Consider the following 23,912-nt stretch of genomic DNA (forward strand, 5'->3'; position numbering starts at 1 on the left):
TACCGGAAATTCGCAGTTCCATGTACAAAGGCCTGTTACATATAGCCTTCTCACTTTTGGTTCTATTGAATGGAATGAGTTATTCTATCATTCAGGGGCAGTTCTACCTTCAAAGGGATAGAATTGCTGAACTTTTCTGTATTAACCAGGACAAACCAGAACTTCAATGTGATGGGAAATGCGAATTGAGCAAGCGGTTAAATGAGGCTAAAGAAAAAGAAGAATCCCCCAAAGCCATTGTGCTAAAGGAGTTGAATCTAATTTTCACACTCCCTGAGTCCGTAAATTTTAACGAAAACTCTGGCATCGCTTCCAATAGCAAACATTCAGAAGCACATTTCCTTCCTAAATTACCCATTCGGGATTTTGATTTTTTTCATCCTCCTCGAATCTGATTGATCAACGTGAATTTTATAGGCTTACCTCAAAAGCCAGGGACAAGTATGTCCATTTGAAAAATCAGAAATCACAATTATGAATTTATTACAAAAGTACATTTCGAAAACCGTTTTGGTTTTCGCCTTGATGCTTTTTGCCTCTTTGAAGGCATCAGCACAAAAAACAATCATTCTACAGTTTCTGGATTCCAATTCAGCAAATCCGATCATAGGACTGACCTATCATTACGGGCCGAAGGACGGAATTACTGATCAGGACGGAAAAATCAGCTTGGAATATGTTGCTGAAACATCACTTTACCTATCCCATATCAGTTATGGTAGTTGGAGTCTTAACCCTGATGAAATCCTTCAGGCTTCCAAAATTGGAAAAGTGTATAGAAAGGAGTCAATTTATGGACTACAACCTGTTTCAGTCATCTCCTTAAAGCTTGCTCAGGAAAAAGACCAAACAATTGGAATCAGCGAACAAGAAAGACTTCACCATGATGCAGGAGAAGTACTTTCACTAGACCCTTCGGTTTCTGGCATCCGGAAAGGGGGAAGTTTTGCTTTTGACCCTGTATTTCGGGGATATAAATATGATCAGCTAAATGTGGTCATTGATGGTTTGCAAAGTGCGAATGCCGCCTGCCCAAACAGAATGGACCCCCCTACCTCCCAAGTTGCTCTCAATCGAATTCAGAAAGTGGAAATCCTAAAAGGACCCCATGCATTGCGCTATGGAATTGGGTTGGGCGGCACATTAAACTATCTCCAGGAAAATCCAGCATTCAGTTCTGAATCCGGAATTTATGGAAGAATTTCCTCCATGTTTGAACAGAACGGAAAGGTCACAAGAAATGAAGCTCGCATCGGATTTCAAGGCAGTAAGTATGATGTGGGAATGCTGGGAAGTTTTGCAAAAGGAAATGACTACAAAGATGGAAACGGCAATTTTGTTCCTTCAGAATTCTTGCGAGGAACAGCTGGGCTATATGCGGATTTCAAAACCAGTGATAAAGATTTATTCCAAGTATCTGTAAACAGAAATTTTGCCAGAGACGTAGATTTTGCCAGTCTGGCAATGGATTTACAAAGTGATGATACCTGGATGAGCAGTTTAAGGCATAGCAGAACTTTCTCTTCCGGCTCTCTTAGTAGCTGGAAAACTTCTGCCTATTTCACCAGAGTAGATCACTTGATGGACAATTTATCAAGGGACCTCAACCCGAGGATGATGAACGCGAGTGTTCCGGTAATCACCGAAAACTGGGGAGCCAGAACCGAGGGTGAATGGAAGTTCGACAAAGCTAGGCTCTTTGCCGGCGCGGACTTAAAAACCGAAACAGCAGATGGATTTAGAACAAGAGAAATCCTTATGGGTCCGATGGCAGGGAAAATATTCAAGGACAATATCTGGCAAAACTCCCAAATCAGAAAAACCGGTGCATTTGCCAATTACATTTTTCCCGCGAATAACTATGTATTAAGCTTTTCAGGTAGACTGGATATCAACCAAGCAATCGCCAAAAATCCAGCAGATGAATTTCTTCCAACTACCGAGGACACTGAATCCACACAACTCAATCCAGGCATTAGCATTGGTGCTCAAAGAGATTTGGGAAAATCCTTATCTCTGGGAATTTGGGCTGCTAGCGTCAAAAGAAGCGGAAGTCTTGCCGAACGCTATATCAATTTCCTTCCCATCGGGCTGGATCCTTATGAAATGTTGGGAAACCCCAACCTAAAACCGGAAACCAATAACGAATTGGACTTGGTATTTGGCCTGCAGAAGGAAAAGTTTTCCTTGGGGCTTACCTTATTCGGTTCTTACCTGACCAATTATATCACTGCAGAAAAAACCGATTTGGCTCCAAGAATCAACACTAGTCCCGGAGTAAGACAGTTCACCAATCTGGAAGAGGCATTTAAAACAGGCTTTGAATTCAGTTTCAGCCATCAAATGGCAGAGCATATTTCACAAAACCTAAATGTGGCTTATACCTATGCAAAGGACCTTGAGTTGAATGCTCCCTTACCAGAAATCGCCCCAATGGATTTGAGGTACTCTCTTCAGGGAAATTTCATTCAAAACAAACTCCAAACACGCCTAAGTCTAAGACATGTCTTGGCACAAAACCGAATTTCCGAGACATTCTCTGAGCTAAAAACTCCAGAGTTTACCCTTCTAGACTGGGATGCAAGCTATGCCATCTCCAATCAAATACAGGTAAAAGGGGGCGTACAAAATCTTTTGGATCAGGCTTTTTATGAACACCTAAGTCGCCCAATTGGCATCAATAAAATTCCGCTCTATTCACCTGGGAGAAATGTCTTTTTGATGGTCAGCATTAAATTCCCCTAGGATTTTATTCAATTAAAAAAAACAGTTCCTTTTTGGAGCTGTTTTTTTTTGCCCAAAAGGATTTTAGCTTTAAAGAATGAAGCAAAAATATCACCTCCGGACAATCTCCACAGTTAGTGATTGGACACTTTCCATCATCATAGGCCTATTTCTTTTTTCCTGTAAAAGCCATACTGAACCAGAAATTCTGTTTTATTTAACAGACCCTTCTACTCAGGTTCTTTTTGAAAAACAATCAATCGAACCAATGACAGGTTCTGTGCCAGACCTTAAAATTGAAGTGGACGCAACAACACAATTCCAGAGTATGGATGGTTTTGGCTTTACCCTGAGCCAAGGAAGTGCCCAACATTTACTTGGAATGAGTGACTCTGCCAGATCAACCATCCTTCAGGAGCTTTTTGGTAATGGAGAAAATGACATCCGGATTTCCTACCTCAGATTGTCTGTAGCATCTTCAGACTTAAATGAATATCCTTTTTCCTATGATGATCTAGAAGATTCCTTGGCAATTGATCCGGAATTGAATCAGTTTACCTTAGGACCAGACACTTTGGATGTCATCCCGGTATTAAAAGAGATTCTGGCCATTAATCCAAAAATCAAGTTGATGGGTTCCCCCTGGTCCCCACCCGCTTGGATGAAAGACAATAAAGACACTAGAGGAGGTTCTTTACTTGAGGAGTTTGAACCGGTCTATGCTCAATATCTAGTTAAGTATATCCAGGAAATGAGAAAACTTGGAATTGAAATTGAAGCCTTGACCATCCAAAATGAACCACTTCATCCAGGCAACAATCCCTCCCTTCTCATGCTTCCAGATCAACAGGCTCGATTTATCGGCAAACATCTTGGGCCAGCATTTTTAGAGGAGGGGATCAAAACCAAAATCATTGTATACGATCACAATGCAGATCGCCCGGACTATCCCATTTCTGTTTTGAGTGATTCTCTGGCCTACCCTTTTATAGATGGCTCTGCTTTTCATCTATATGGCGGGCAAATCGAGGCCCTGTCTGAAGTACATAAGGCTTTTCCTGAAAAAAACCTTTATTTCACAGAGCAATGGATCGGAGCTCCCGGAAACTTGTCCGGAGATCTTCCTTGGCATATCAAAAACCTGATTATAAAAGCCTCTCTTAATTGGGCTAAAACTGTATTGGAATGGAATCTCAGCTCCAATCCTACATTGACCCCACACACCGACCAAGGAGGATGTGACCGATGCTTAGGTGCAATTAGCATAGATGGAAATGAAGTTGTAAGAAACCCTGCTTACTACATCATCGCACATGCAAGCAAATTTGTGGATCCGGGTTCATTCAGAATAGAAACTAGTCAAATAGAAGGTTTACCGAATGTAGCCTTTATTAGGCCTGATGGAAAAAAAGTGCTGATTGCCCTGAATGAATCTGAGAACAAAAAAGATTTTCTTATTTCAGATCATTCCTTTAGCCTGAATCCAGGTGCAGTAGGAACCTGGGTCTGGTAAAACAATTAATAAAAATAACAGCCCTATTGGCCTATCCTTCAATATTTATTTTAAGACAGTCTATCTATTAGAACAACTAGTATGACTTAATAACAAACCATATCGGCCCCTAAATATTATACTCATAAAGCAGCCCTTTTAATAGGGCTGTTTTTTTTGTCCACCAAATTGTTTGAAGCTTATATAATTCTGAAAAAAGTTTAGCAAGGTATTTGCGTTTGAAGAACTATCTCTTTTTACAAGTAAAAAAGAAATTGAAATATTATTTGGATTTAGAATTTTAATCAATATTATTAATCGAATAATACAAATTTTAAAAATATCATTTTGTTGTATATGAAATACATAAAATAATGTTTCAAAATTTATTATTCATAAAACAATATATAAAAGGCAAAAAATTGATTTTCAAATAAGGCAAAACAGCAACGTTATGAAAGCAAAATGGATTTTTAGAGTCTTATTCGTGTATTTGAGTGTGTCAAACATCAGTTTTGCCAACACTCCGAACGATGAAAAGGAACCAAAAGCAATGATGACTGTGAGTATTTCAGGGAAACTGAAATTATGCAGTTCGGAAGACAAAGGATACGCTTTTGTGGATGTAAGAGGAGGAATTCCCCCCTATACAATTACTTCAAAGAACAAGCCTACAGGCCAGATCCTCGAAAACCTTAGTTCCGGGACTTACACGGTTTTGATTGAAGACATGGATGGAAATAAACTTGAGGAAAGATTCGTTGTCCAGCCGCCTATGCCGCTAATTGTAGAAATGGAGGAAATCAAGCATGCAAATCAAAATCCTGGTGACAATGGAAGCGCCAAGATCAATTTGAAGCATGTTGATGATTATTCAGTAAGAGTTGAATGGAGTAACGGATTAAAAAATGTATTAGAGGCTGAAAATCTTGAGCCCGGCACCTACACCGTCAAGGTCTATGATGAATCAGGCTGTGACTCCACAGTGCATTTTGAAATTAAAGATCAGGATTCCAACTCAGGGTATTCATTTTCTACTTCTCAAAAGAATAATTCTACGGGGTCGTTGCATTCCGATGAAACCGAAAAGACAGAACAAGGCAAAACAGTGAAGAAGCGTTATTCTAAAGAAGAACTTCGGAAAATGGCGGAAGAAATTATGGCATCAATGGACAAGGATTAATTCCCGTCCTGATGTCCATGATTTAAACATTAAAAGTAAAGGCACTTTTTAATCTACTCTTTTTAAAAAGTCCAGGAATTAGTAGAAATTCCTGGACTTTTTCTTTACTGAAAATCAAGCAGATTTATTCTTAAGCAAAAACTTCATTAGAAATTTAGCTGTCAATTCACCTTTTTTTCGAATCAGTTCTCTTGGCGTATTATCCCCTACTTCGAAGGTCATAGATTCAGCTCCATGTTCAAAAAAGAAATAAGAACTGGAAGTCACTCCTCTTTGATTCCCTTCTCCGGGCCGAATATTGGGATGATAACCTTTGATTTTTCTGGATGAGGCCTTAATGATTTTTGGAACCAAGCCCGGAGAATTCCCCTCCAGTTCTTCATTCATGGTATAAAATATATCCTCCCAAGTGGCATGAAAATCCGCAGCAAAGAAAAACTCACCACCGGATTCAGCTTCCTTTCTCTTCATAAAATCTGTAAGGGCCTTTGTTTCCGGCTGATTCAGATTGACCCAATCCCGGTTCGTATCTATTCCTCCCGCATTATGTCTCCAATGCCCATTGGCCACCCCATCCGGGTTCATCATGGGCATTACATAGGTATTGTATTTTTCACGAAACTTCCTTGCGAGGCGCGTATCTCCACAAATGGTTTCCACGAATCCCTTTAAGGCAAGAAAACCAGGTATTTCCGGTGGATGTTGCATTGAAATTGCCATGACCATTCGGCTGTCATCAGATTCACCAATTTTCAAAACTTCCAAATCCCTGCCTTGGGTGCTCTTCCCTATTTTGGTTTTTGAAACAAAAGAATGACGAAGTAATTCCTGCTTCCATACATCCACATGCTTGGTCCCTACCAAATCCTGACCTGCAATCCATAAAGTATCTGGACTAATGTTTAACCTGACTTCAGCACTTTGGGCCCTAGTCGCCCCATTTTGCAATTCAATGGTATCGGGGAAATAGGAAGATGAATCGAAGTTTGAAAAAGTCTGCCCATCCTTACTGATTTTAGGATAATAGCGATGGAATCCATTTTCGGAATAGGTGAATTTTAAGCGGATTGCTTTTTCCTCGCCTGACCAGATCTTAAAAGCATACCATGGACTAGGGTTGATGGGTTCATTTTCAGGACTGATAAAAACCTGAATCAAAGTATCATTCACCAAAATTGCATCATTCAATCGCGCCCCCTCAAATTCATTGGACAAATAGATTCCTGAGCCAACATCAAATGTTTTCTTTGCTTGAATATATATAGGTTTACTCTCGGTCGGAACAATTTGAATAGGGCCTTGTCCTTCCCACTGTTGGGAAGACTTACAGCCGATTAATGAAATTCCAAGCAATAGAAATAACAGAAATTTGGAGTTATTGAACATTTGAACAGTTCGTTTAATGGTTAGAAAAAGCCCTCTAGAAATTTCCAGAGGGCAGATTTTCATAAAAGAATTTTTTTTTAGTCTTAGACCTTAGGCACCTGCCATCCATTATGGTAATGTGCTTTCATCAGCTGATTAGCTTCGGAGTCAGTAAACATGTTTTTCTCTGCATCCCAGTACACTTTCTTTCCGGTTTTATAGGCAATATTTCCCATTTGGGCATTGATTGCAGCAATGGATCCCGTTTGGATAGCACAATTCAATTTGGAATGGTCATTTGCCATGACAGCTTCCACAAAATTGTTGGCGTGATGATCCAAAGCATTTCCTTTTCCAGAGATATGAGGAACTTCCTCCACTTTAGGAACTCGCTTACCATCTTGGTTTTCAGTTTCCGGAATCACCTTCCATCCTCCTCTATTTACTACCAGAGTTGCGTTGTTTCCGATAAAGGCAATTCCTTCAGTCGTTCCATAATTTCCTCCGTCAATGCCCGTGGCATGTTCCCAAAGCATATTGAACCCATCGTATTCGTATACGGTCTGTAGGGTATCAGGCGTCTCAGATGCATCATCAGGATAGGCAAATTTGCCTCCTGAAGCCATTACAGATTTCGGAGCACTCACCCCCATTGCATACAAGGCAATATCAATTTCATGAACTCCCCAGTCCGTCATCAAGCCTCCTGCATAATCCCAGAACCAACGGAAATTAAAATGGAAACGGTTTGCATTGAAGGGGCGCTTGGGTGCTGGTCCCAACCACATGTCATAATCTACTCCAGCAGGAGCAGGGCCATCTGGTAACACAGGAACTGGTTTCATCCAACCCTGATAAGCCCAGCATTTCACCAGCCTGATCTGTCCCAACTTTCCAGACTTTACGTAGTCGATTGCCTCTGCATACTGAGAACCGGAACGCTGCCACTGGCCGACCTGTACTACTTTGCCATAACGCTCCTGAGCCTTGACCATGATTTGGCATTCCTCAATGGTATTGGCTATAGGTTTTTCTACATAGACATGCTTGCCGGCCGACACTGCGTCCACCATATTCAGGCAATGCCAATGATCCGGTGTCCCAATAATCACCACATCAATATTAGGATCTTCAAGAAGCTTTCTGTAATCCTTGTATTGCCTAGGTCGGGTCCCACGCAATTTGAATACGTCTTCTGTCCGCTGATCTAAGACAGACTGATCTATATCTGCCAAAGCCACACAGTTTACATTCGGGATTTTCAGATGGGCATTCATATTGGACCAGCCCATTCCTTTACAGCCAATCAGGCCATAATTGATCTGGTCAGAGGGTTTGATTTTTCGGGTAAAAGCGCCAAAGTCTGCAGCTGTCAATATTTGGGGCATACTAAGTCCAGCCCCAATCAGCATGGTATTTTGAATAAATCTTCTTCTAGAGGACATGATGTTTGTTATTGGGTTGATTGTTAAGGGTTAAAAGAAAAAAATCCAGTGGGCAGTTTGCAATTGGGAGATTTTGGCCAACTGCAAACTGATCACTGCCTTCTGATCAAAGTGGTCTTACCCAGATATTTCTAAATCGAACCGGGTTTCCGTGATCCTGAAGTTTAATAGGCAATTCTTCAGGATGAGCTTTATAATTAGGAATTCCAATATATTCCGTTGGACCTCTCAAAATCACATGATTTTGAACTAGGACACCATTGATCAAAACGGTTACAGTCGCAGGAGAAGTCAAAACTCCGTTTTTGTCAAATCTTGGAGCCTTGAAAATGATATCGTAATAATTCCATTCTCCAGGAGCTCTCAGCGGATTTACCAAGGGAGGAAATTGCTTGTAGATACTTCCTGCCTGCCCATTGGTGTATGTTTTACTTTCGTAGCTGTCCAAAACCTGAACCTCATACAAACCCATTAGGAAGAAACCGGAGTTACCACGCCCTTGTCCTTCTCCTACGATTTCGGTAGGTGCTGACCATTCCAAATGATACTGAGCATCTCCAAAAGGAAGTTTGGACTGGATATCTCCTTTGCCTCTAACTACTACCAATTCCCCATTTTCTATTTTCCATTCTGCTGGACTTGAACCATCCTTTGCAGAAACAAAATTATTTAGGCTAGTTCCGTCGAATAGGACAATCGCATCTGAGGGAGGCAAATTATTTTGTGCGCCTGGGGTGATTTTTGGCGGGATAGGGGTATAAAATTCCGTTGCCTGAGGAGGAATCGGAGGAGGCGTCTGTTCTTGGGCCTTTGCTAAAGGACTTATGGCCAAGCCCATAAAGAGAGATAAAAAGAAAATCGATTTGTTTTTCATACCATAGATTATTTAGGGATAAGAACTTTAAAGCAATAAATTAAGACCAATTGTCCTCAATCAAAAAACCATTGATGGATTTTTGATTGTGAGCCGAATTTCCTTTCCTAAATTTCAGGAAATTGAACCTCATGAAAAGACTATTTATCGCCCTATTTTCACTCTTGTTTGTAGTCATAGAAGCTCAGGCACAGAGTAACTACTACTTTCCTGGAGAAAGCTTCGACTCCACCATCCCCTCCCCTGAAGAATTTCTGGGATACCCTGTTGGGGATTGGCATACCCGCTATGATCTAATCATAAAATATTATGAAAAACTGGATGCCATAAGCGATTTAGCAAAGCTTCAGGTGATAGGCTATACCCATGAGCATAGACCCAAGGTTATCTTGACCATTGCCTCCGCTGAAAATATGGAGAACCTTGAGGAAATCAGAAATAAACAAGTTCAACTCGCGGATCCAACACAGCCAAAACCTGATGTGAGTCAAATGCCTGCCATTATTCACCAGGGATATGGTGTTCACGGGAACGAACCATCCTCCGCAGAGGCTGCTATGTTAACTGCATATTGGCTGCTAGCTTCTCAGTCTGACTTGGCAAAAAACCTAAGAGCAAATGCTGTTGTACATTTTGATCCAACTTTAAACCCAGATGGAAGGGACAGACATAGCCTCTGGGCAAATTCCAACAAAGGCTTCCCTCCTGTTGCCGACCCTTTGGACAGAGAACATAATGAGGCTTGGCCAGGGGGTAGAACCAACCATTATTGGTTTGACCTGAACCGAGACTGGCTTCCAATGGCACAACCAGAATCTCAGGCAAAAGTGGCTTGGTATCATCAATGGTACCCAAATGTCACTACAGATTTTCATGAAATGGGCACAAACAGCACCTACTTTTTTGAACCTACCAAACCTTATGGAAGTGAAAATCCGGTGGTTCCAAGAAAAAACTATGATGACATCAACTCCCGTTTTGCAAAGTATTTCTCCAAATACCTGGACGAAATCGGAAGCCTTTATTGGTCCAAGGAAGTTTTTGACAACAGTTATCCAGGCTATGGAAGCACCTATCCGGATATTCATGGCGGCTTGGGTTTAGTCTTCGAACAAGCCAGTAGCCGGGGACATTTGCAGGCAAGCCAAAGAGGTGATATCAGTTTTGCATTTACAGTCAGAAACCATGTAAGAAGTTCACTTGCTACCATGGAGGCTGCCTTGGACAATCGCGTGTACATGCATGATTATCTAAGGGAGTTTTTCGAAAGTGCAGTAGCAGAAGGAGCCAAAGACCCTGCAAAAAATTATGTCTTTGGGGATGAATTCGACCCCAATAGAAACCATCTTTTTGTTCAGTATTTAAGAGACCATAAGATCAAAGTTTATGAAAACAACAATGATCTGAATGTGGGAGGGCAATCCTTTAAGAAAGGAAAATCCTGGATCGTACCTACCAATCAGACACAATACCGAATGGTCAGAACCATGTTTGAATACGTCAAAGAATTTGCGGATTCCGTATTTTATGATGCATCAGCATGGACAATGGCTGCAGCCTATGGGATGCCGTTTTCTGCAGCACCAAACGCAAAGGCTGGAACAGAGGTAAAAGAGTCTCTTGTTCCAACTTATGAATTCCCATCTGGTTCAGCCTATGCTTACCTGATCGACTGGTCAGATTATTTCGCTCCGAAAATGCTGTTTGAAATGCAGGAAGCTGGAATCCACGTCGAAGTGGTAAATCGTCCATTCTCATCAGAAACCCAGGATGGAAAAGTGGATTTCCCAAGAGGAACCTTGATGATACCAATGGGTTTTCAAAAACTTACTGCGGATGAAGTTAGCTCAACTTTGAAAAAGCTAGCTAACAACAATCACCAAAAAGTATATGCAGTCAAGACTGGGCTAAATCTCTCAGGAATCGACTTAGGTTCCAATTTGGTGGGAGCCGTGGAAAAACCCAAGGTTTTGCTAATGGTCGGACCCGGTATCAATTCCTATGAAGCTGGTGAAATCTGGCATTTGCTGGACACCAAACTGGGAATGCCTATCACCAAAGTAAACTCCGATATGTTCTCCAGAGTGAATCTATACGATTACAACACACTGATTTTGCCTTCCGGAAATTACAATTCGCTTTCTGAGTCTTCTGTTAATCATTTGAAAGATTGGGTAAATCGGGGAGGAACCATCATTTCCATGAAAAATGCCAGTCTCTGGTTAAACCAAAAAGGAATCACGAAGGAAAGTCCTGTAGAAAACGCTGATAGTCCTGAACCTTCAAGTCTTCCGTTCGAGGATAGAAGCAGTTTCGAAGGAGCAAAAGAAGTTGGAGGATCTATATATATGGCTGAGTTGGATCTAACCCACCCTATCGCCTATGGATATCATAGAAAGACCCTTCCTGTATACAGAAACACGAATATTTTCATTCAGCCAAGTAAAGACAAGTACCTTACTCCTATAAAGTATGCCGATAACCCGCATTTGGGGGGATATATTTCAAAAGCCAATCTGGAAAAGCTCAAGCAAAGTGCCGGAGTTATAATTTCTTCCGCTGGAAGTGGAAGAGTCATTCATTTCTTTGAAAGCCCTAATTTCAGAGGGACTTGGTTTGGAACCAACAAACTTTTCCTTAACGCCATTTTCCATGGCAGCAGGATGAATTAATAAAGTATAGACGAGCCGCAGGAATTTTTCTGCGGCTTTTTTATGTAAAGATCTCCTGAAGTATTCCGGTATTTACGCCTATCATTTTCCAGGATTCAAAAGGAAATTCAATCACACAAAAACTTCCGGGGGAAAGGGTAAAATACTCTTCCTCGGTAAGGCGGGATAACAAAAGACTGATGATGGGGTTGTGGCCTACAATCAAACAGTTTTGAATTGAGTCCGAAGTATTTTCCAATAATTCAAAAAGATCTCCCAAGTCCCCATCATAAATGGATTCGATAATCACTTCTTCTTGTACAGGAATGTATTTTTTGAGTACTTGGGCAGTCTCCCTAGTTCTCTGGGCAGGGGAACAATACATAAAATCAACTTCAAAACCCCTGCTTTTCAAGGTTGAACCAAGGTTTTCCAGTCTGTGAATCCCATTTTCTGTAAGTTGCCGCTGGATATCTTTTCCTTTGGTAAATCCTGCCTCTCCATGCCTGAGAAGAAATAATTTCTTCATTTTCTTTTATTTAATTCCTGTAAAAATTGCCTTCAAATGATCAAAAACCTTTCCAATAAATCCCTCTGCAACTTTTAAATATTTGGAGGGTACAACAATGCCCTCTATTTTTAGAATCTCAAACCAAGCCTCCTGCAATTCAACCAACGCTTTTTATGTCTAAAAATCTTGTTATCGTCGAGTCACCTGCCAAAGCCAAAACCATAGAAGGGTATTTGGGCAAGGATTTCAAAGTGGCCTCCAGTTACGGACATGTACGTGACCTGCCAAAAGGCGATAAAGCCATCGATATCAATAACAGGTTTAATCCCACCTACGAAGTAACTCCGGATAAAAAAGAAGTCATTAAAAATCTCAAAAGCTTAGCCAAGGATGCAGACACCATCTATCTGGCAAGTGACGATGACCGGGAAGGGGAAGCCATTTCCTGGCATCTAAAAGAGGTTTTAAAATTGAAAGATGAGAATACCAAACGGATTGTTTTTAGGGAAATCACCAAAAATGCAATTCAAAAGGCTATCCAAAACCCAAGAGGAATTGATTATGATTTAGTCAATGCCCAGCAAGCCAGGAGAATTTTGGACAGATTGGTAGGCTTTGAACTTTCTCCGGTCCTATGGAAAAAAATCAAAACTGGACTTTCTGCAGGACGGGTACAGTCGGTAGCTGTTCGCTTGATCGTAGAGCGGGAACGTGAAATTGAAGCGCACAAGGCAAAATCCTCCTTCCGGATCACTGCTCAGTTTGAAGTGGATGGAAAAACCTTCCAAGCAGAGCTCCCTAAAAAATTCGAAACGAAAGAAGAGGCAGAGAACTTTCTTAAGGCATGCATTGGTGCAGATTTTTCAGTTGGAAATCTCGAAACCAAACCTGCAAAAAAATCGCCTGCCCCTCCTTTTACCACCTCAACCCTTCAGCAAGAAGCTAGCCGGAAACTTTACTTCTCTGTTGCCCAAACTATGTCGGTAGCACAAAAACTCTATGAGGCGGGTAAAATCACCTATATGAGAACTGACTCGGTGAATCTATCAGAGGAAGCAATGAATTCTGCTAAAAACGCCATTCATGAAGCGTATGGGAATGAATACCACCAATCCAGAAAATACACCACCAAATCCGAAGGAGCGCAGGAGGCACACGAAGCTATCCGACCTACGGATTTTTCTAAAGCACATGTTTCAGGAGACCGAAACGAGCAAAGGCTGTATGAATTGATCTGGAAAAGAGCTATTGCCTCCCAAATGGCAGATGCTCAACTCGAAAAAACAAATGTCACTGTCCACATCTCCAATTCAGACTTACACCTGAATGCTCATGGTGAAATCATCAAATTTGATGGGTTTTTAAAAGTCTATCTCGAAAGTACCGATGAGGAACATGAGGAGGATGAAAACGGAAACGGAGGAAAGTCACTGCTTCCACCATTGAAAATCGGACAGGGCCTTCACTTACTTGAAATGAAGGGTAAGGAAACTTTCAGCAGACCTGCTCCTCGCTATACAGAAGCCTCTCTGGTGAAAAAATTGGAAGAATTGGGAATTGGCCGTCCTTCCACCTATGCTCCTACTATTTCCACCATCCAAAAAAGGGATTATGTGATAAAGGAATCGAGAGATGGAACACCAAGAAATTACACAGAAATGGTCATCTCTGGAGGAAACTTCAGTGAAAACACAAAAACTGAAATCACGGGGGCGGAGAAACAGAAACTGTTTCCCACCAATATGGCAATGGTCGTGAACGATTTTTTGGTTGAGCACTTTCCAAATGTCATTGATTTCAGTTTCACCGCCAGAGTGGAAAAAGAATTTGACGACATCGCTTCTGGCGGACAGGACTGGCATGATATGATTGAGGGCTTCTATGGAAAATTCCACCACAGCGTAGAAGAAACCGAGCAAGTATCCCGACAGGATGTGAATTCCAGTCGTTTTCTTGGCAATCACCCTGAAAACGGAAAACCAATCACTGCCCGATTGGGTAGGTTTGGCCCATTGGTTCAAATCGGGGACAACGAGGATGAGGACAAGCAATTTGCCAGTCTCAAAAAAGGGCAGTTTATAGAGAATATCAGTCTGGAAGATGCATTAGAGCTTTTCAAACTGCCAAGGGATGTTGGAATGTTTGAGGACAAAAAAATGGTAGCAGCCATAGGCAGGTTCGGCCCTTACATTCGACATGACGGCTCGTTTTATTCCTTGAAAAAAGAACAGGATCCTCTGAGCATTACTGAAGAGGAAGCAGTTGAAGTCATTAAGGAGAAAAGGGAAGCAGATGCGAAAAAACACATCAAAACCTTCGATGAAAATCCTGAAATCCAAATACTCAATGGTCGGTGGGGACCTTACATCAAGTTTGGAAAGAACAATTTCAAAATCCCGAAGGACAAAGAAGCTGAAAAGCTAACCTATTCCGAAACCATAGAAATTATAGAGAACCAACCCGAACCAAAGAAAAAAGGAAGGTTCGCTAAAAAGAAATAAGGACATAAAAAAACCGGTAGCTGCCGGTTTTTTTATGTCCAAATTCCGATATTGATAACTTCCACTTTTACATATCTGCTCATTCTTTTTATGAACAAACCTAAAAAACTTGTAGTACTTACTGGGGCTGGAATTTCTGCTGAAAGCGGAATCAAGACTTTTAGGGATAGCGGTGGTTTATGGGAGGGACATAATGTAATGCAAGTGGCATCTCCCCAAGGATGGGAGGCCAACCGTTCCCTAGTATTGGAATTTTACAATCAAAGAAGAAAACAGGCTCGGGAATGTCAGCCCAACCAAGCCCATTTGATTTTGGCAAGGTTGGAATCTTCCTTCGATATTACGGTCATCACTCAAAATGTGGATGATCTTCATGAAAAAGCAGGATCAAGCAAAGTCATTCATCTTCATGGAGAACTAAATAAAGCCCAAAGCACACTTGATCCTAAACTTGTTTATGAGCTTGATCACTGGGAAATCAAGGAAGGCGATCTATGCGAAAAAGGAAGCCAGCTCAGACCCCATATCGTTTGGTTTGGGGAGGAGGTTCCTAAAATGGAGGAGGCTATAGAAATCACACGGGAAGCGGACATATTTCTTGTTATTGGCACCTCTCTTCAGGTTTATCCAGCTGCAGGATTGATGCATTATGCCCCGAAAAATGCAAGATTGATTTTAATTGACCCCCAATCACCAACCGGGCACCTTCCGAAAAAAGTCAATTTCATTCAGGAAAAAGCGACTGTAGGAATGAGAATTATTGAAAGATCACTAATTGATGAAATTTAATTTTAATTTTTAGCTAAAAACCATAAATTCAATCAAACACTTTTTTATGGCAACAAAGAAAAACTCATGGCCGGAATTAAATTTTGCGGATTATAAAGACACAGTTTTTCTCCTGCATCAATGGATTCAGGTTGCTGGAAAAGTCCGTGAAAAATTATCTCCTTGGGAAAATCACTCTTGGAATGTAGCGCTCTATGTGGACACACAAGGATTGACCACTGGCCCAATTCCCTATGAAAACGGGGTTTTTGAAATCAAATTCGATTTCACCCTCCACGAATTGAAATTAAGAACCAGCAACGGCACCCGAGACCACTTTCCCTTGGGAGGTCAATCGGTAGCGAGTTTCTACGAACAGCTGACAGAAAAGCTAAAATATCTTGGTATTAACGTCAGGATCAATTCCACACCAGTGGGAATGCAACAGGCGATTCCATTTGAGAAAAACACAAGCCGAATTCCATACCTACCCAACGAAACCAAGATGCTATGGAAAGCAATGATCCAGATTCAGAATGTATTGAATGTTTTCAGGTCTGGATTTATTGGTAAACAAAGTCCTGTTCAGCTATTTTGGACTACCTTTGAACTTTCCCATGGCAGATTTTCAGGTAAAACGGCCCCGGAATATGAAGGACAAATTCCCCATGTGTCGAAAAAGGTACTAAAAGAAGCTTTTTCACATGAATTTTTCGAATTCGGTTTTTCGCCCGGGAATGAACTCAATCCAGAGCCCTTATTCTATACCTATTGCTATCCCAACCATATACAATTTGGAAAATCCACCGTCCAACCCTCCGAGGTCTTATGGGATGAAAACTTAAAACGATTCCAACTTCCTTATCGCATCATTCAATCGGCATCTAATCCCAGTGAATCTTTGCTTCACTTTCTTCAATCAACCTATGAAGCTGCCGCGAATGCAGGTAAATGGGAAAGGAAAGAACTGGAACCCGGCTTCTCTTCCACATGAAGCCAATGTATAAATTCATTATTGTTGGTCTGCTAGGAACCTTTCTAGCTTTCCTGATTTGGGAGTGGTGGAACAGTCACCCTAAAATCAGCCCTTCTTCTCCCCTAACAAGTTTAAATGAATTTGACAAAATTGATTCCATCCTACAAGCCACAGTCAGTCATGATATTCTTGCAGGCTTGGCCATTGGAATCGTAAAAAATGGCAAAGTATATTACGAAAACGGAATAGGCTACAGTAATCTGGAATCCAAAGAGCCCATGACCAGTCAAAGTCTTCTCCCCGTTGCATCGGTTTCTAAACTATTCACCGCACTCACCCTCTCTCAAATCATGATTGAGAAGAGGATTTCTCAGGATGACCCAATTTCCTTTCTAAACATCGACAAAATCTCTCTTTCATCGAAAGGTGGGAAATTAAGTTTTAAGGAATTATTAAATCATCAATCTGGCCTTAGAGACTTTAGCAAAATCGATCGATTGTTCAAGATTAAAAGTAATCCTGACCTGGAAGGTTTTGGAAACAGCCTGATCCAAAATTTTCCCTCTCTTGAAGAAAAAACATTTCACTATGCCGATCTGAATTCAGATTTGATTGGATTTTTGCTTCAAAAATCTACTGGAATCCCATTTGACTCTCTCGTAAAAACCTGGGTTCTGGAACCTGCAGGAATGGACTCCACTTTCTTCCCGAGAAGTTGGCCAACTGAAAAACCCCAAATAGCCATGGGCTACCGGCAAACTTTCCTATGGAAAAGACTGGAACCGAGCCCCATGCGAAAGGAATACCTTCCATCCCCCTCTTCAGGAATGATCAGCTCTGTCAATGACCTGAGCAAAGCAGTGATCCATTTCATTCGGGCAGATCTTGGTATTTTCCAACAATCTTTAGATTGGTTAAAAGCAAAGGGAACCGATGTTCCTTCTGGTTTTCAACATATCAGAATAAATAACAGCAGTTGGCTTGGGCACTATGGTGAACAGGCAGGATATAGCTCTTTACTTATTTTCAATCAACAAGAAAAACTTGGAATTGTAATACTCAGCAATAGTAGGGACAACTCAGACTTCCGGACCAACCTAGCAAAAAAACTCATTACGCAATTAATGAAGTAAACATGAAACTTTCATTTCCTCACCCTCTTATCATTCTTTTGATTTTCATCATTTTATCTGGAATTGGGACCTATTTGATATCTCCCGGACAATATGAGCGATCTTTTGATCCAATTACGGGAAAAGAGGTAGTCCTTCAGGGAACTTTTGAAACTGTAGAAAACGAACCCCTGGGAATATCAGACATAGCATTGGCAATTCCGGAAGGGATAATTATGGGTGCAGATATTATGGTGCTCATTCTTTTAATCGGAGGAGCATTTTATGTAATTGAAAAAACCGGAGCGCTCCAACTTGGGATTGAAGCGTTGATCTACAGATTTAAAGGAAACAGCACCTTGCTTTTGGGCCTTTTGTCTGTTGCTTTTTCGATTGCAGGTGCCACTATAGCCATGCAGGAAGAAATCATTGCCATGGTTCCTATCCTAATGTTGCTCTCCTCAAAACTAAACTATGACAAACGATCCATAATTGCCTTAACCCTTGGTTCATCTTTGATCGGACAGGGATTTTCTCCCATAAATCCCTTCAATGCCCTTCTAGCTCAAAAGCTAGTGGAACTAGACATCAATGAAGGATTGGCTTTCAGGATGATTTTCTTTGTAATCGCACTTATCATTTGGACAGCCATTTTTATAAAAAAAGGAAAAAGCCAAACGGAAGATACTTTGCCTAAGGATTTCAAGCCTAATAGAATCGACTGGAGAAGTGGAACGATCCTGTTCTTATGTCTCGGAGGAATTGTATTTATGGGTTATGGTATTACCCAACATGAATGGGGTTTCAATGAAATGTCTGCATTTTTCTTTGTGGTTGGGATCAGTTGTGGACTTTTGGGGGGACTTGGAATAAATGGAACTGCCAAAACCTACACGGAGGGATTTGGAGAAATGATTTTTGCCGGAGTGATTGTAGGATTGGCCAGAAGTATCTATTTGATCCTAGAAAAAGGAATGATAATAGACAGCATTATTCATGGGCTATTTACACCATTAGAAGCACTTCCAGCCCAACTGGCTGTAATCGGACTGTATTTAACTCAAGCCATCCTACACCTTCCTGTCCCAAGTACTTCCGGCCAGGCTGTTTTGACCATGCCATTGGCTGCTCCTCTTACGGATTTATTAGGAATGTCCAGGCAAATCACCGTTTTGACCTACCAATACGCTGCAAGTATCATGGATGTGACCGTACCCACCAACGGAGGAATGATGGCAATTATAGCTGCCGCTGGTGTAAAATATAACGACTGGATTCGCTATATATGGAAGAGTTGGCTCCTCCTCCTTTTATTAGGTTTGATATCTATATTTATCGCCTTAATTTGGTTCTGATAAACCATTAACCTATTCCAATGCAAATCAACGATCACAACCCTCTACCCATTTATCACCCAGCTTCTGATCGGTACAATCAGATGAAATATCGCTATTGTGGAAAAAGCGGATTGCAGTTACCTGAAATCAGTTTGGGACTTTGGCATAACTTCGGCCACAATGCAGATTTCACCCTTGGAAGAAAGATCTTGAGAAGAGCCTTTGACCTTGGTATTTGTCACTTTGATTTGGCAAACAACTATGGTCCTCCCTATGGGTCAGCAGAAGAAAACTTCGGTAGAATTTTCAAAAAAGATTTCCTCCCTTTTCGGGATGAGTTGATTATTTCCTCTAAGGCAGGCTGGGATATGTGGCCCGGTCCTTATGGAAATTACGGTTCAAGAAAGTATCTGATTGCAAGCTGCGATCAAAGCTTAAAACGAATGGGTCTGGAGTATGTGGATATTTTCTACCATCATAGGCCAGATCCCAACACTCCACTAGAAGAAACTATGGGAGCTTTGGATCAGCTGGTTCGTCAGGGAAAAGCCCTCTATGTCGGCATTTCTCAATACAGTGCAGAAGATACTGCCAAAGCATACCAGATTTTGAAAGAAATGGGTACTCCACTTCTGATTCACCAACCGCGATACAGCATGCTGGACCGATGGGTTGAGGGCGGATTAATGGACGTCTTGGGTGAAAAAGGCATTGGAAGCATCGCCTTCTCCCCTTTAGAACAAGGAATGCTTACCGACAAATATCTCAAAGGTATCCCGGAAGATTCCAGAGCTGCTAAAGACGGACGTTACCTAAAGCCAGAACAAATAGGCGGCGAAAAACTTGAAATGATCCGGGCATTGAATGAGATCGCTGTTTCAAGAGGGCAAAGCCTAGCTCAGATGGCAATTGCTTGGTTGCTCAAAGACCCTAGAATCACTTCAGTCTTAATCGGTGTTTCCAAGCCTGAACAATTAGACGACAATGTAGCTGCTGTGAAAAACACCACGTTTTCTGAAGAAGAATTGACCCAGATCAGAAAAATTATCAGCGCTTGATGAAGCCCCAATCATCCAGAAGTGCCCTGATTTTGATCGTCATTGCTCAATTTCTGGGCGCTTCTCTTTGGTTTGCAGGAAATGCAGCCATTCCTGAAATCTCAAAGGTCCTCAATCTTCCCGAAATCACAGCTTCCATTACTTCAGCTGTTCAATTGGGCTTTATTTCAGGAACCTTGATCTACGCATTTTTTTCTATCCCGGATCGTTTTTCACCCCGAATTGTTTTTCTAGCAAGCGCTTGTTTAGCCGCACTGTTCAATCTCTTGATTCCAATCCTCCCGATGGAAATGATTAGCCTTTTGCTTTGCCGGTTTTTGGTAGGATTCTTCCTTGCGGGAATCTATCCGGTAGGAATGAAAATAGCAGCCGATTATTTTGAAAAAGGATTGGGAAATGCATTGGGATTTTTGGTGGGAGCCCTGGTATTGGGAACCGCCTTCCCTCATTTTATCCGTGCTTTGGATTGGGATCTTTCTTGGAAAATCATCTTTTGGTCAACTTCTATTTTGGCCATCTTTGGAGGTCTTCTTGTAGGTATTTTTGTCCCTGATGGACCATTCAGAAAAAGAAACACCAAATTTGAAATCAGTCTATTACCCAAACTTTCCAAGATTAAAAGCCTTAAAAGTGCTGCCTCGGGCTATTTTGGCCACATGTGGGAATTGTATACATTTTGGGCTTTTGTACCAACTTTAATAGCTTATTTCAGCAATACTGATTCTGGCACAAAAGAAAATGCCATTTTGTCTTTTTCGACAATAGCCATTGGGGCCATTTCCTGTGCAATAGGTGGAATTATAGCCAATAGAATTGGAAGCAAAAAAGTAGCCTTATTCTCCTTGATTGGATCTGGAATCTGTTGTTTATCTCTTTTACTCATTCCCTCTGCTCCTTCAATGATTTGGATTTTTTTTCTACTGATTTGGGGAATGTTGGTAACGGCAGATTCACCACAGTTTTCAACTTTAGTAGCACAAGGAACCCCTCCAGAATACAGGGGTACTGCCCTAACTCTAGTAAATTGTATGGGATTTACCCTTACCATATTTTCCATACAGTTTGGACAGTTTTTACTCAGTTATTTAAAAGTTACTCAAATGATGAGTTTCTTGGTTATAGGCCCTTTTTTGGGACTTCTCATTTTTCGTTTTTTTGACAAAAAAAGGGAGGCTTCGTCTCCAAGCCTCCCTGCGTAGTCACAAACCGGACATTTTTAGCGTACTACGTTTTCTAGGGTTGCCAAGTAGACCCATTTCTGATCTCTGGATTTTAAGCCTTCAGTCACTGCCTTTCTTTGGGATTCTGTTTGATCCAGATCCTCATAAGCTTGGGCATTGAAAAACTGCATATAATCCTTGTACATATTCATGGTTAGGTGAGTGGATTTTGCCTGCGAACCCAGTGGAAGTGCAGTTCTCAGAAAACTCCAATGCCCCATCAGCCCCTGCTCTATTCGCTTTTGATGAATCGGTCGGAAAGTTTCCATTTCCGCTTTTTCATAATCATCAAATTTACCCTCGTTAGCTTTCATCAAGTCGAAAGAAGCCAATACTCCGGGTTTCATTTGGAAATTATCATTGGTTGAAACGATTTCCTTCATATACAGGCGCATTGGCATATCTCTCATTGCCAATGATTCCTGAAAGAGTTTGGTAACCTGAATCTCATTAAGATGCGGATAGGCAATTCGTGTGTATTCGACCATAGACTCCTCATCCAGTCCATTCATCATCTTGACCGGATCCTCATAATAAGTAATCATGATGTATTGGAAAGTGGAGTGATCCGCACCAGACTGGAGTGACCAAAAATCCCAACCTACAATCTGATCATCATTGAGCGCTTGACGATAAACGTTCTCCATTAAATCCTTGAACTCGATGTAATCAAAGATCTGATCATTCTCAACTTTGATAAAATCGAATACCATATAGCGATTTGTTTGCTGGGCTCTGATTGCAGAGGTCCAAAGCAACCCGCAAACCAAGAAAAACAATAGCTTTTTCATACATAAGTTGGGTTAGGGTTTATTGTGCTTTTGTTATAATTTAAAAATTAATTCTGTATATCTCCAAATTTTAAAATGTTATTTTATTATTTGAAAATTTATCAATAAAAACCAATATTCAACAAAGTGAGTCCATAAATGTAATTTTCATAAAACAACTCAAAAAAACTTGGTATTTTACTAACAAATCTGATATACAATGACAGGAATAACAAGACGATCATGGCTTAAAAAAGCAGGCATGGGTACTGGCCTTGCTATGTTAGGAACAGGTATCACCAATTCTCTCTCTGCTGAAGAAATCAAGAAGTTTAATCCTAGACCTTTGGATGGTCCAATCCGGCTTGGTTCAAACGAAAATCCATTTGGCCCCTCTGAAAAAATGAGAGAGGCTATGATGCGAAATTTTGACTTAGGATGCAGATATCCTTGGGGATACAATGCCGACTTGGTGAAAATGCTAGCAGAAAAAGAAGGTGTCCCAGAGGATTATATTGTCCCTGTAGCAGGATCCACTGAGGGTCTGAAAGTGGCAGGCATCACTTTTGGTCAAGGTGGAGAAATCATTTCCTGTGCCCCGACTTTCCTGTCAATGATGTCTTATGCCGAACTTTGGGGAACCGAAATCAATTGGGTACCACTGACCAAAGACCTGGACTTTGATTTGGATGAAATAGAAAAGCGCGTCTCATTCGAAACCAGATTGGTTTTCCTTTGCAACCCAAACAACCCAACCGGCAAACTTTTACCTGCAGACAAGGTAAAGAGCTTCTGTGAATCAGTCAGCAAAAAAACCGTGGTATTCAGTGACGAGGCTTATTATGATTACATCACTGAACCAAACTACCCTTCTATGGTGGAATTGGTGAAAAAAGGAATGGATGTAGTGGTTTCAAGAACCTTCTCCAAAGCCTATGGATTAGCCGGTATTCGTTTGGGCTACCTCGTAGCCAAACCAGAACTCGCTTCCAAACTGAGAGATCGTGTAGTGGCCAACACCAATATCATGGCAATTGAAGCTGGGAAAGCTGCACTTCAGGACAAAGAATTCTATGACTTTTCTCTGAAACAGACAAAAGATGCCAAAGCTGCAATCATCAAAACTTTGGATGAATTGAAACTTCCCCACCTTGAGTCTCATGCCAATTTTGTCTTTTTCCATACAGGTAGAGACATTCAGGAATTGAACAAAATATTTGCCGAAAAAGGCATTATCATAGGAAGGCCATTCCCTCCATTGAATGATTGGTGCAGAATATCTACAGGCACCATGGAGGAAGTGACTATATTCAACAACACACTCAAAGAAGTCCTCGGCTGATGTTGAAAACTGACATTATTTTAGAAAATGAAAGAATCCTGCTGCGTCCCATTTTGCGGCAGGATTTTCCTTTTATTCAAACTCTCACATCAGAAAGTTCACTCTGGGAATATTTTACCCATGATCTTAGCAAGTCGGAAGAAATTGAAAAGTGGGCTGAGCCTGCATTCAAGGGGGATAGGCTCCAGTTTGTGGTAATTGATAAAAACTCAGGTAAAATTGTAGGTTCCACTGCTTATGGAAATTATTCCCCAAGAGATCAAAGGATCGAAATCGGATGGACTTGGCTTGGAAGAGAGTTCCATGGAAGCGGCATCAACCAAAACATGAAGTTCTTGATGCTCAAGCATGCCTTTGAAAAAATGAATCTCAAGCGAGTCGAGATAAAAACTGACGTCCTCAATCAACCTGCTAGACAAGCACTTTTAAAAATGGGAATCACGGAGGAAGGAGTGCTTAGAAGTCATACCTTACTGTGTACGGGAAGAAGAAGGGATACCATTTATTATAGTGTGCTTGAAAATGAATGGCCCAACCTGAAAGTGAATTTCATCCAAAAGTTAAAAGGGTAACCTATAGTGGC

The 23,912-nt window shown here is 41.2% G+C and carries 19 protein-coding genes; 14 read left to right on the forward strand and 5 right to left on the reverse strand.

The window, feature by feature from the left end:
• Nucleotides 1–20: 20 nt before the first annotated feature.
• The 4 genes from P2G54_RS10400 to P2G54_RS10415 all read left to right on the forward strand — a co-directional run bounded on the left by P2G54_RS10400 (nucleotide 21) and on the right by P2G54_RS10415 (nucleotide 5,399).
• Nucleotides 21–395, forward strand: coding sequence for a hypothetical protein (locus tag P2G54_RS10400; protein ID WP_275870848.1), 375 nt, complete (start codon nucleotides 21–23; stop codon nucleotides 393–395).
• A gap of 79 nt (nucleotides 396–474) precedes the next feature.
• Complete coding sequence (locus P2G54_RS10405) at nucleotides 475–2,745, forward strand: TonB-dependent receptor (protein WP_275870850.1); 2,271 nt, start codon at nucleotides 475–477, stop codon at nucleotides 2,743–2,745.
• A 76-nt stretch (nucleotides 2,746–2,821) separates the two neighbouring features.
• Complete coding sequence (locus P2G54_RS10410; protein ID WP_275870851.1) at nucleotides 2,822–4,237, forward strand: glycoside hydrolase family 30 beta sandwich domain-containing protein; 1,416 nt, start codon at nucleotides 2,822–2,824, stop codon at nucleotides 4,235–4,237.
• Between the two features lie 433 nt (nucleotides 4,238–4,670).
• Nucleotides 4,671–5,399 carry a hypothetical protein gene (locus P2G54_RS10415; protein WP_275870853.1) on the forward strand — a complete coding sequence of 243 codons (729 nt, stop codon included), beginning with the start codon at nucleotides 4,671–4,673 and terminating at the stop codon, nucleotides 5,397–5,399.
• 114 nt (nucleotides 5,400–5,513) lie between these two features.
• On the opposite strand, the gene P2G54_RS10420 is transcribed toward P2G54_RS10415, so the two are convergent.
• The 3 genes from P2G54_RS10420 to P2G54_RS10430 all read right to left on the reverse strand — a co-directional run bounded on the left by P2G54_RS10420 (nucleotide 5,514) and on the right by P2G54_RS10430 (nucleotide 9,083).
• Entirely contained in the window at nucleotides 5,514–6,848 is a 1,335-nt protein-coding gene (locus tag P2G54_RS10420; RefSeq protein ID WP_275870854.1) for a M14 family metallopeptidase, read from the reverse strand.
• Between the two features lie 20 nt (nucleotides 6,849–6,868).
• A complete protein-coding gene (locus P2G54_RS10425) occupies nucleotides 6,869–8,209 on the reverse strand; it encodes a Gfo/Idh/MocA family oxidoreductase (RefSeq protein ID WP_275870856.1) in 1,341 nt (446 codons plus the stop codon).
• Nucleotides 8,210–8,315: 106 nt separating this feature from the next.
• Nucleotides 8,316–9,083 carry a DUF1080 domain-containing protein gene (locus P2G54_RS10430; RefSeq protein WP_275870858.1) on the reverse strand — a complete coding sequence of 256 codons (768 nt, stop codon included), beginning with the start codon at nucleotides 9,081–9,083 and terminating at the stop codon, nucleotides 8,316–8,318.
• Between the two features lie 131 nt (nucleotides 9,084–9,214).
• Here P2G54_RS10430 and P2G54_RS10435 point away from each other — a divergent pair, with 131 nt between their 5' ends.
• Nucleotides 9,215–11,755, forward strand: coding sequence for a M14 metallopeptidase family protein (locus P2G54_RS10435; RefSeq protein ID WP_275870859.1), 2,541 nt, complete (start codon nucleotides 9,215–9,217; stop codon nucleotides 11,753–11,755).
• A 40-nt stretch (nucleotides 11,756–11,795) separates the two neighbouring features.
• Here P2G54_RS10435 and P2G54_RS10440 read toward each other — a convergent pair whose 3' ends face one another.
• A complete protein-coding gene (locus P2G54_RS10440) occupies nucleotides 11,796–12,263 on the reverse strand; it encodes a histidine phosphatase family protein (protein WP_275870860.1) in 468 nt (155 codons plus the stop codon).
• A 155-nt stretch (nucleotides 12,264–12,418) separates the two neighbouring features.
• On the opposite strand from P2G54_RS10440, the gene topA reads away from it, so the two are divergent.
• From topA to P2G54_RS10475, 7 genes are all read left to right on the forward strand, one after another.
• Nucleotides 12,419–14,746, forward strand: a complete 2,328-nt coding sequence (gene topA, locus P2G54_RS10445) for a type I DNA topoisomerase (RefSeq protein WP_275870862.1) — start codon at nucleotides 12,419–12,421, stop codon at nucleotides 14,744–14,746.
• A gap of 90 nt (nucleotides 14,747–14,836) precedes the next feature.
• On the forward strand, nucleotides 14,837–15,535 hold the full coding sequence (locus P2G54_RS10450; protein WP_275870864.1) for an NAD-dependent deacylase: 699 nt from the start codon (nucleotides 14,837–14,839) through the stop codon (nucleotides 15,533–15,535).
• 46 nt (nucleotides 15,536–15,581) lie between these two features.
• Nucleotides 15,582–16,508 (forward strand): DUF5996 family protein, encoded by a 927-nt coding sequence (locus P2G54_RS10455; RefSeq protein ID WP_275870866.1) that lies wholly within the window; start codon nucleotides 15,582–15,584, stop codon nucleotides 16,506–16,508.
• A complete protein-coding gene (locus P2G54_RS10460; RefSeq protein WP_275870867.1) occupies nucleotides 16,466–17,623 on the forward strand; it encodes a serine hydrolase domain-containing protein in 1,158 nt (385 codons plus the stop codon). The genes P2G54_RS10455 and P2G54_RS10460 overlap by 43 nt, the downstream gene beginning before the upstream one ends.
• A gap of 2 nt (nucleotides 17,624–17,625) precedes the next feature.
• Nucleotides 17,626–18,957, forward strand: coding sequence for a Na+/H+ antiporter NhaC family protein (locus P2G54_RS10465; RefSeq protein ID WP_275870869.1), 1,332 nt, complete (start codon nucleotides 17,626–17,628; stop codon nucleotides 18,955–18,957).
• 20 nt (nucleotides 18,958–18,977) lie between these two features.
• Entirely contained in the window at nucleotides 18,978–19,997 is a 1,020-nt protein-coding gene (gene mgrA, locus P2G54_RS10470) for an L-glyceraldehyde 3-phosphate reductase (protein ID WP_275870870.1), read from the forward strand.
• Nucleotides 19,997–21,196, forward strand: a complete 1,200-nt coding sequence (locus P2G54_RS10475) for an MFS transporter (RefSeq protein WP_275870872.1) — start codon at nucleotides 19,997–19,999, stop codon at nucleotides 21,194–21,196. The genes mgrA and P2G54_RS10475 overlap by 1 nt, the downstream gene beginning before the upstream one ends.
• A 17-nt stretch (nucleotides 21,197–21,213) precedes the next feature.
• Here P2G54_RS10475 and P2G54_RS10480 read toward each other — a convergent pair whose 3' ends face one another.
• Nucleotides 21,214–22,008 (reverse strand): hypothetical protein, encoded by a 795-nt coding sequence (locus P2G54_RS10480; RefSeq protein WP_275870874.1) that lies wholly within the window; start codon nucleotides 22,006–22,008, stop codon nucleotides 21,214–21,216.
• A gap of 199 nt (nucleotides 22,009–22,207) precedes the next feature.
• Between P2G54_RS10480 and P2G54_RS10485 the strand changes: the two genes are divergently transcribed.
• On the forward strand, nucleotides 22,208–23,329 hold the full coding sequence (locus P2G54_RS10485) for a histidinol-phosphate transaminase (RefSeq protein WP_275870875.1): 1,122 nt from the start codon (nucleotides 22,208–22,210) through the stop codon (nucleotides 23,327–23,329).
• Nucleotides 23,329–23,901, forward strand: a complete 573-nt coding sequence (locus P2G54_RS10490) for a GNAT family protein (RefSeq protein ID WP_275870877.1) — start codon at nucleotides 23,329–23,331, stop codon at nucleotides 23,899–23,901. Before P2G54_RS10485 ends, P2G54_RS10490 begins: the two co-directional genes overlap by 1 nt.
• Nucleotides 23,902–23,912 lie beyond the last annotated feature (11 nt).

This window comes from Algoriphagus sp. CAU 1675 (genome assembly GCF_029222925.1).
Taxonomy (GTDB): Bacteria; Bacteroidota; Bacteroidia; order Cytophagales; family Cyclobacteriaceae; genus Algoriphagus.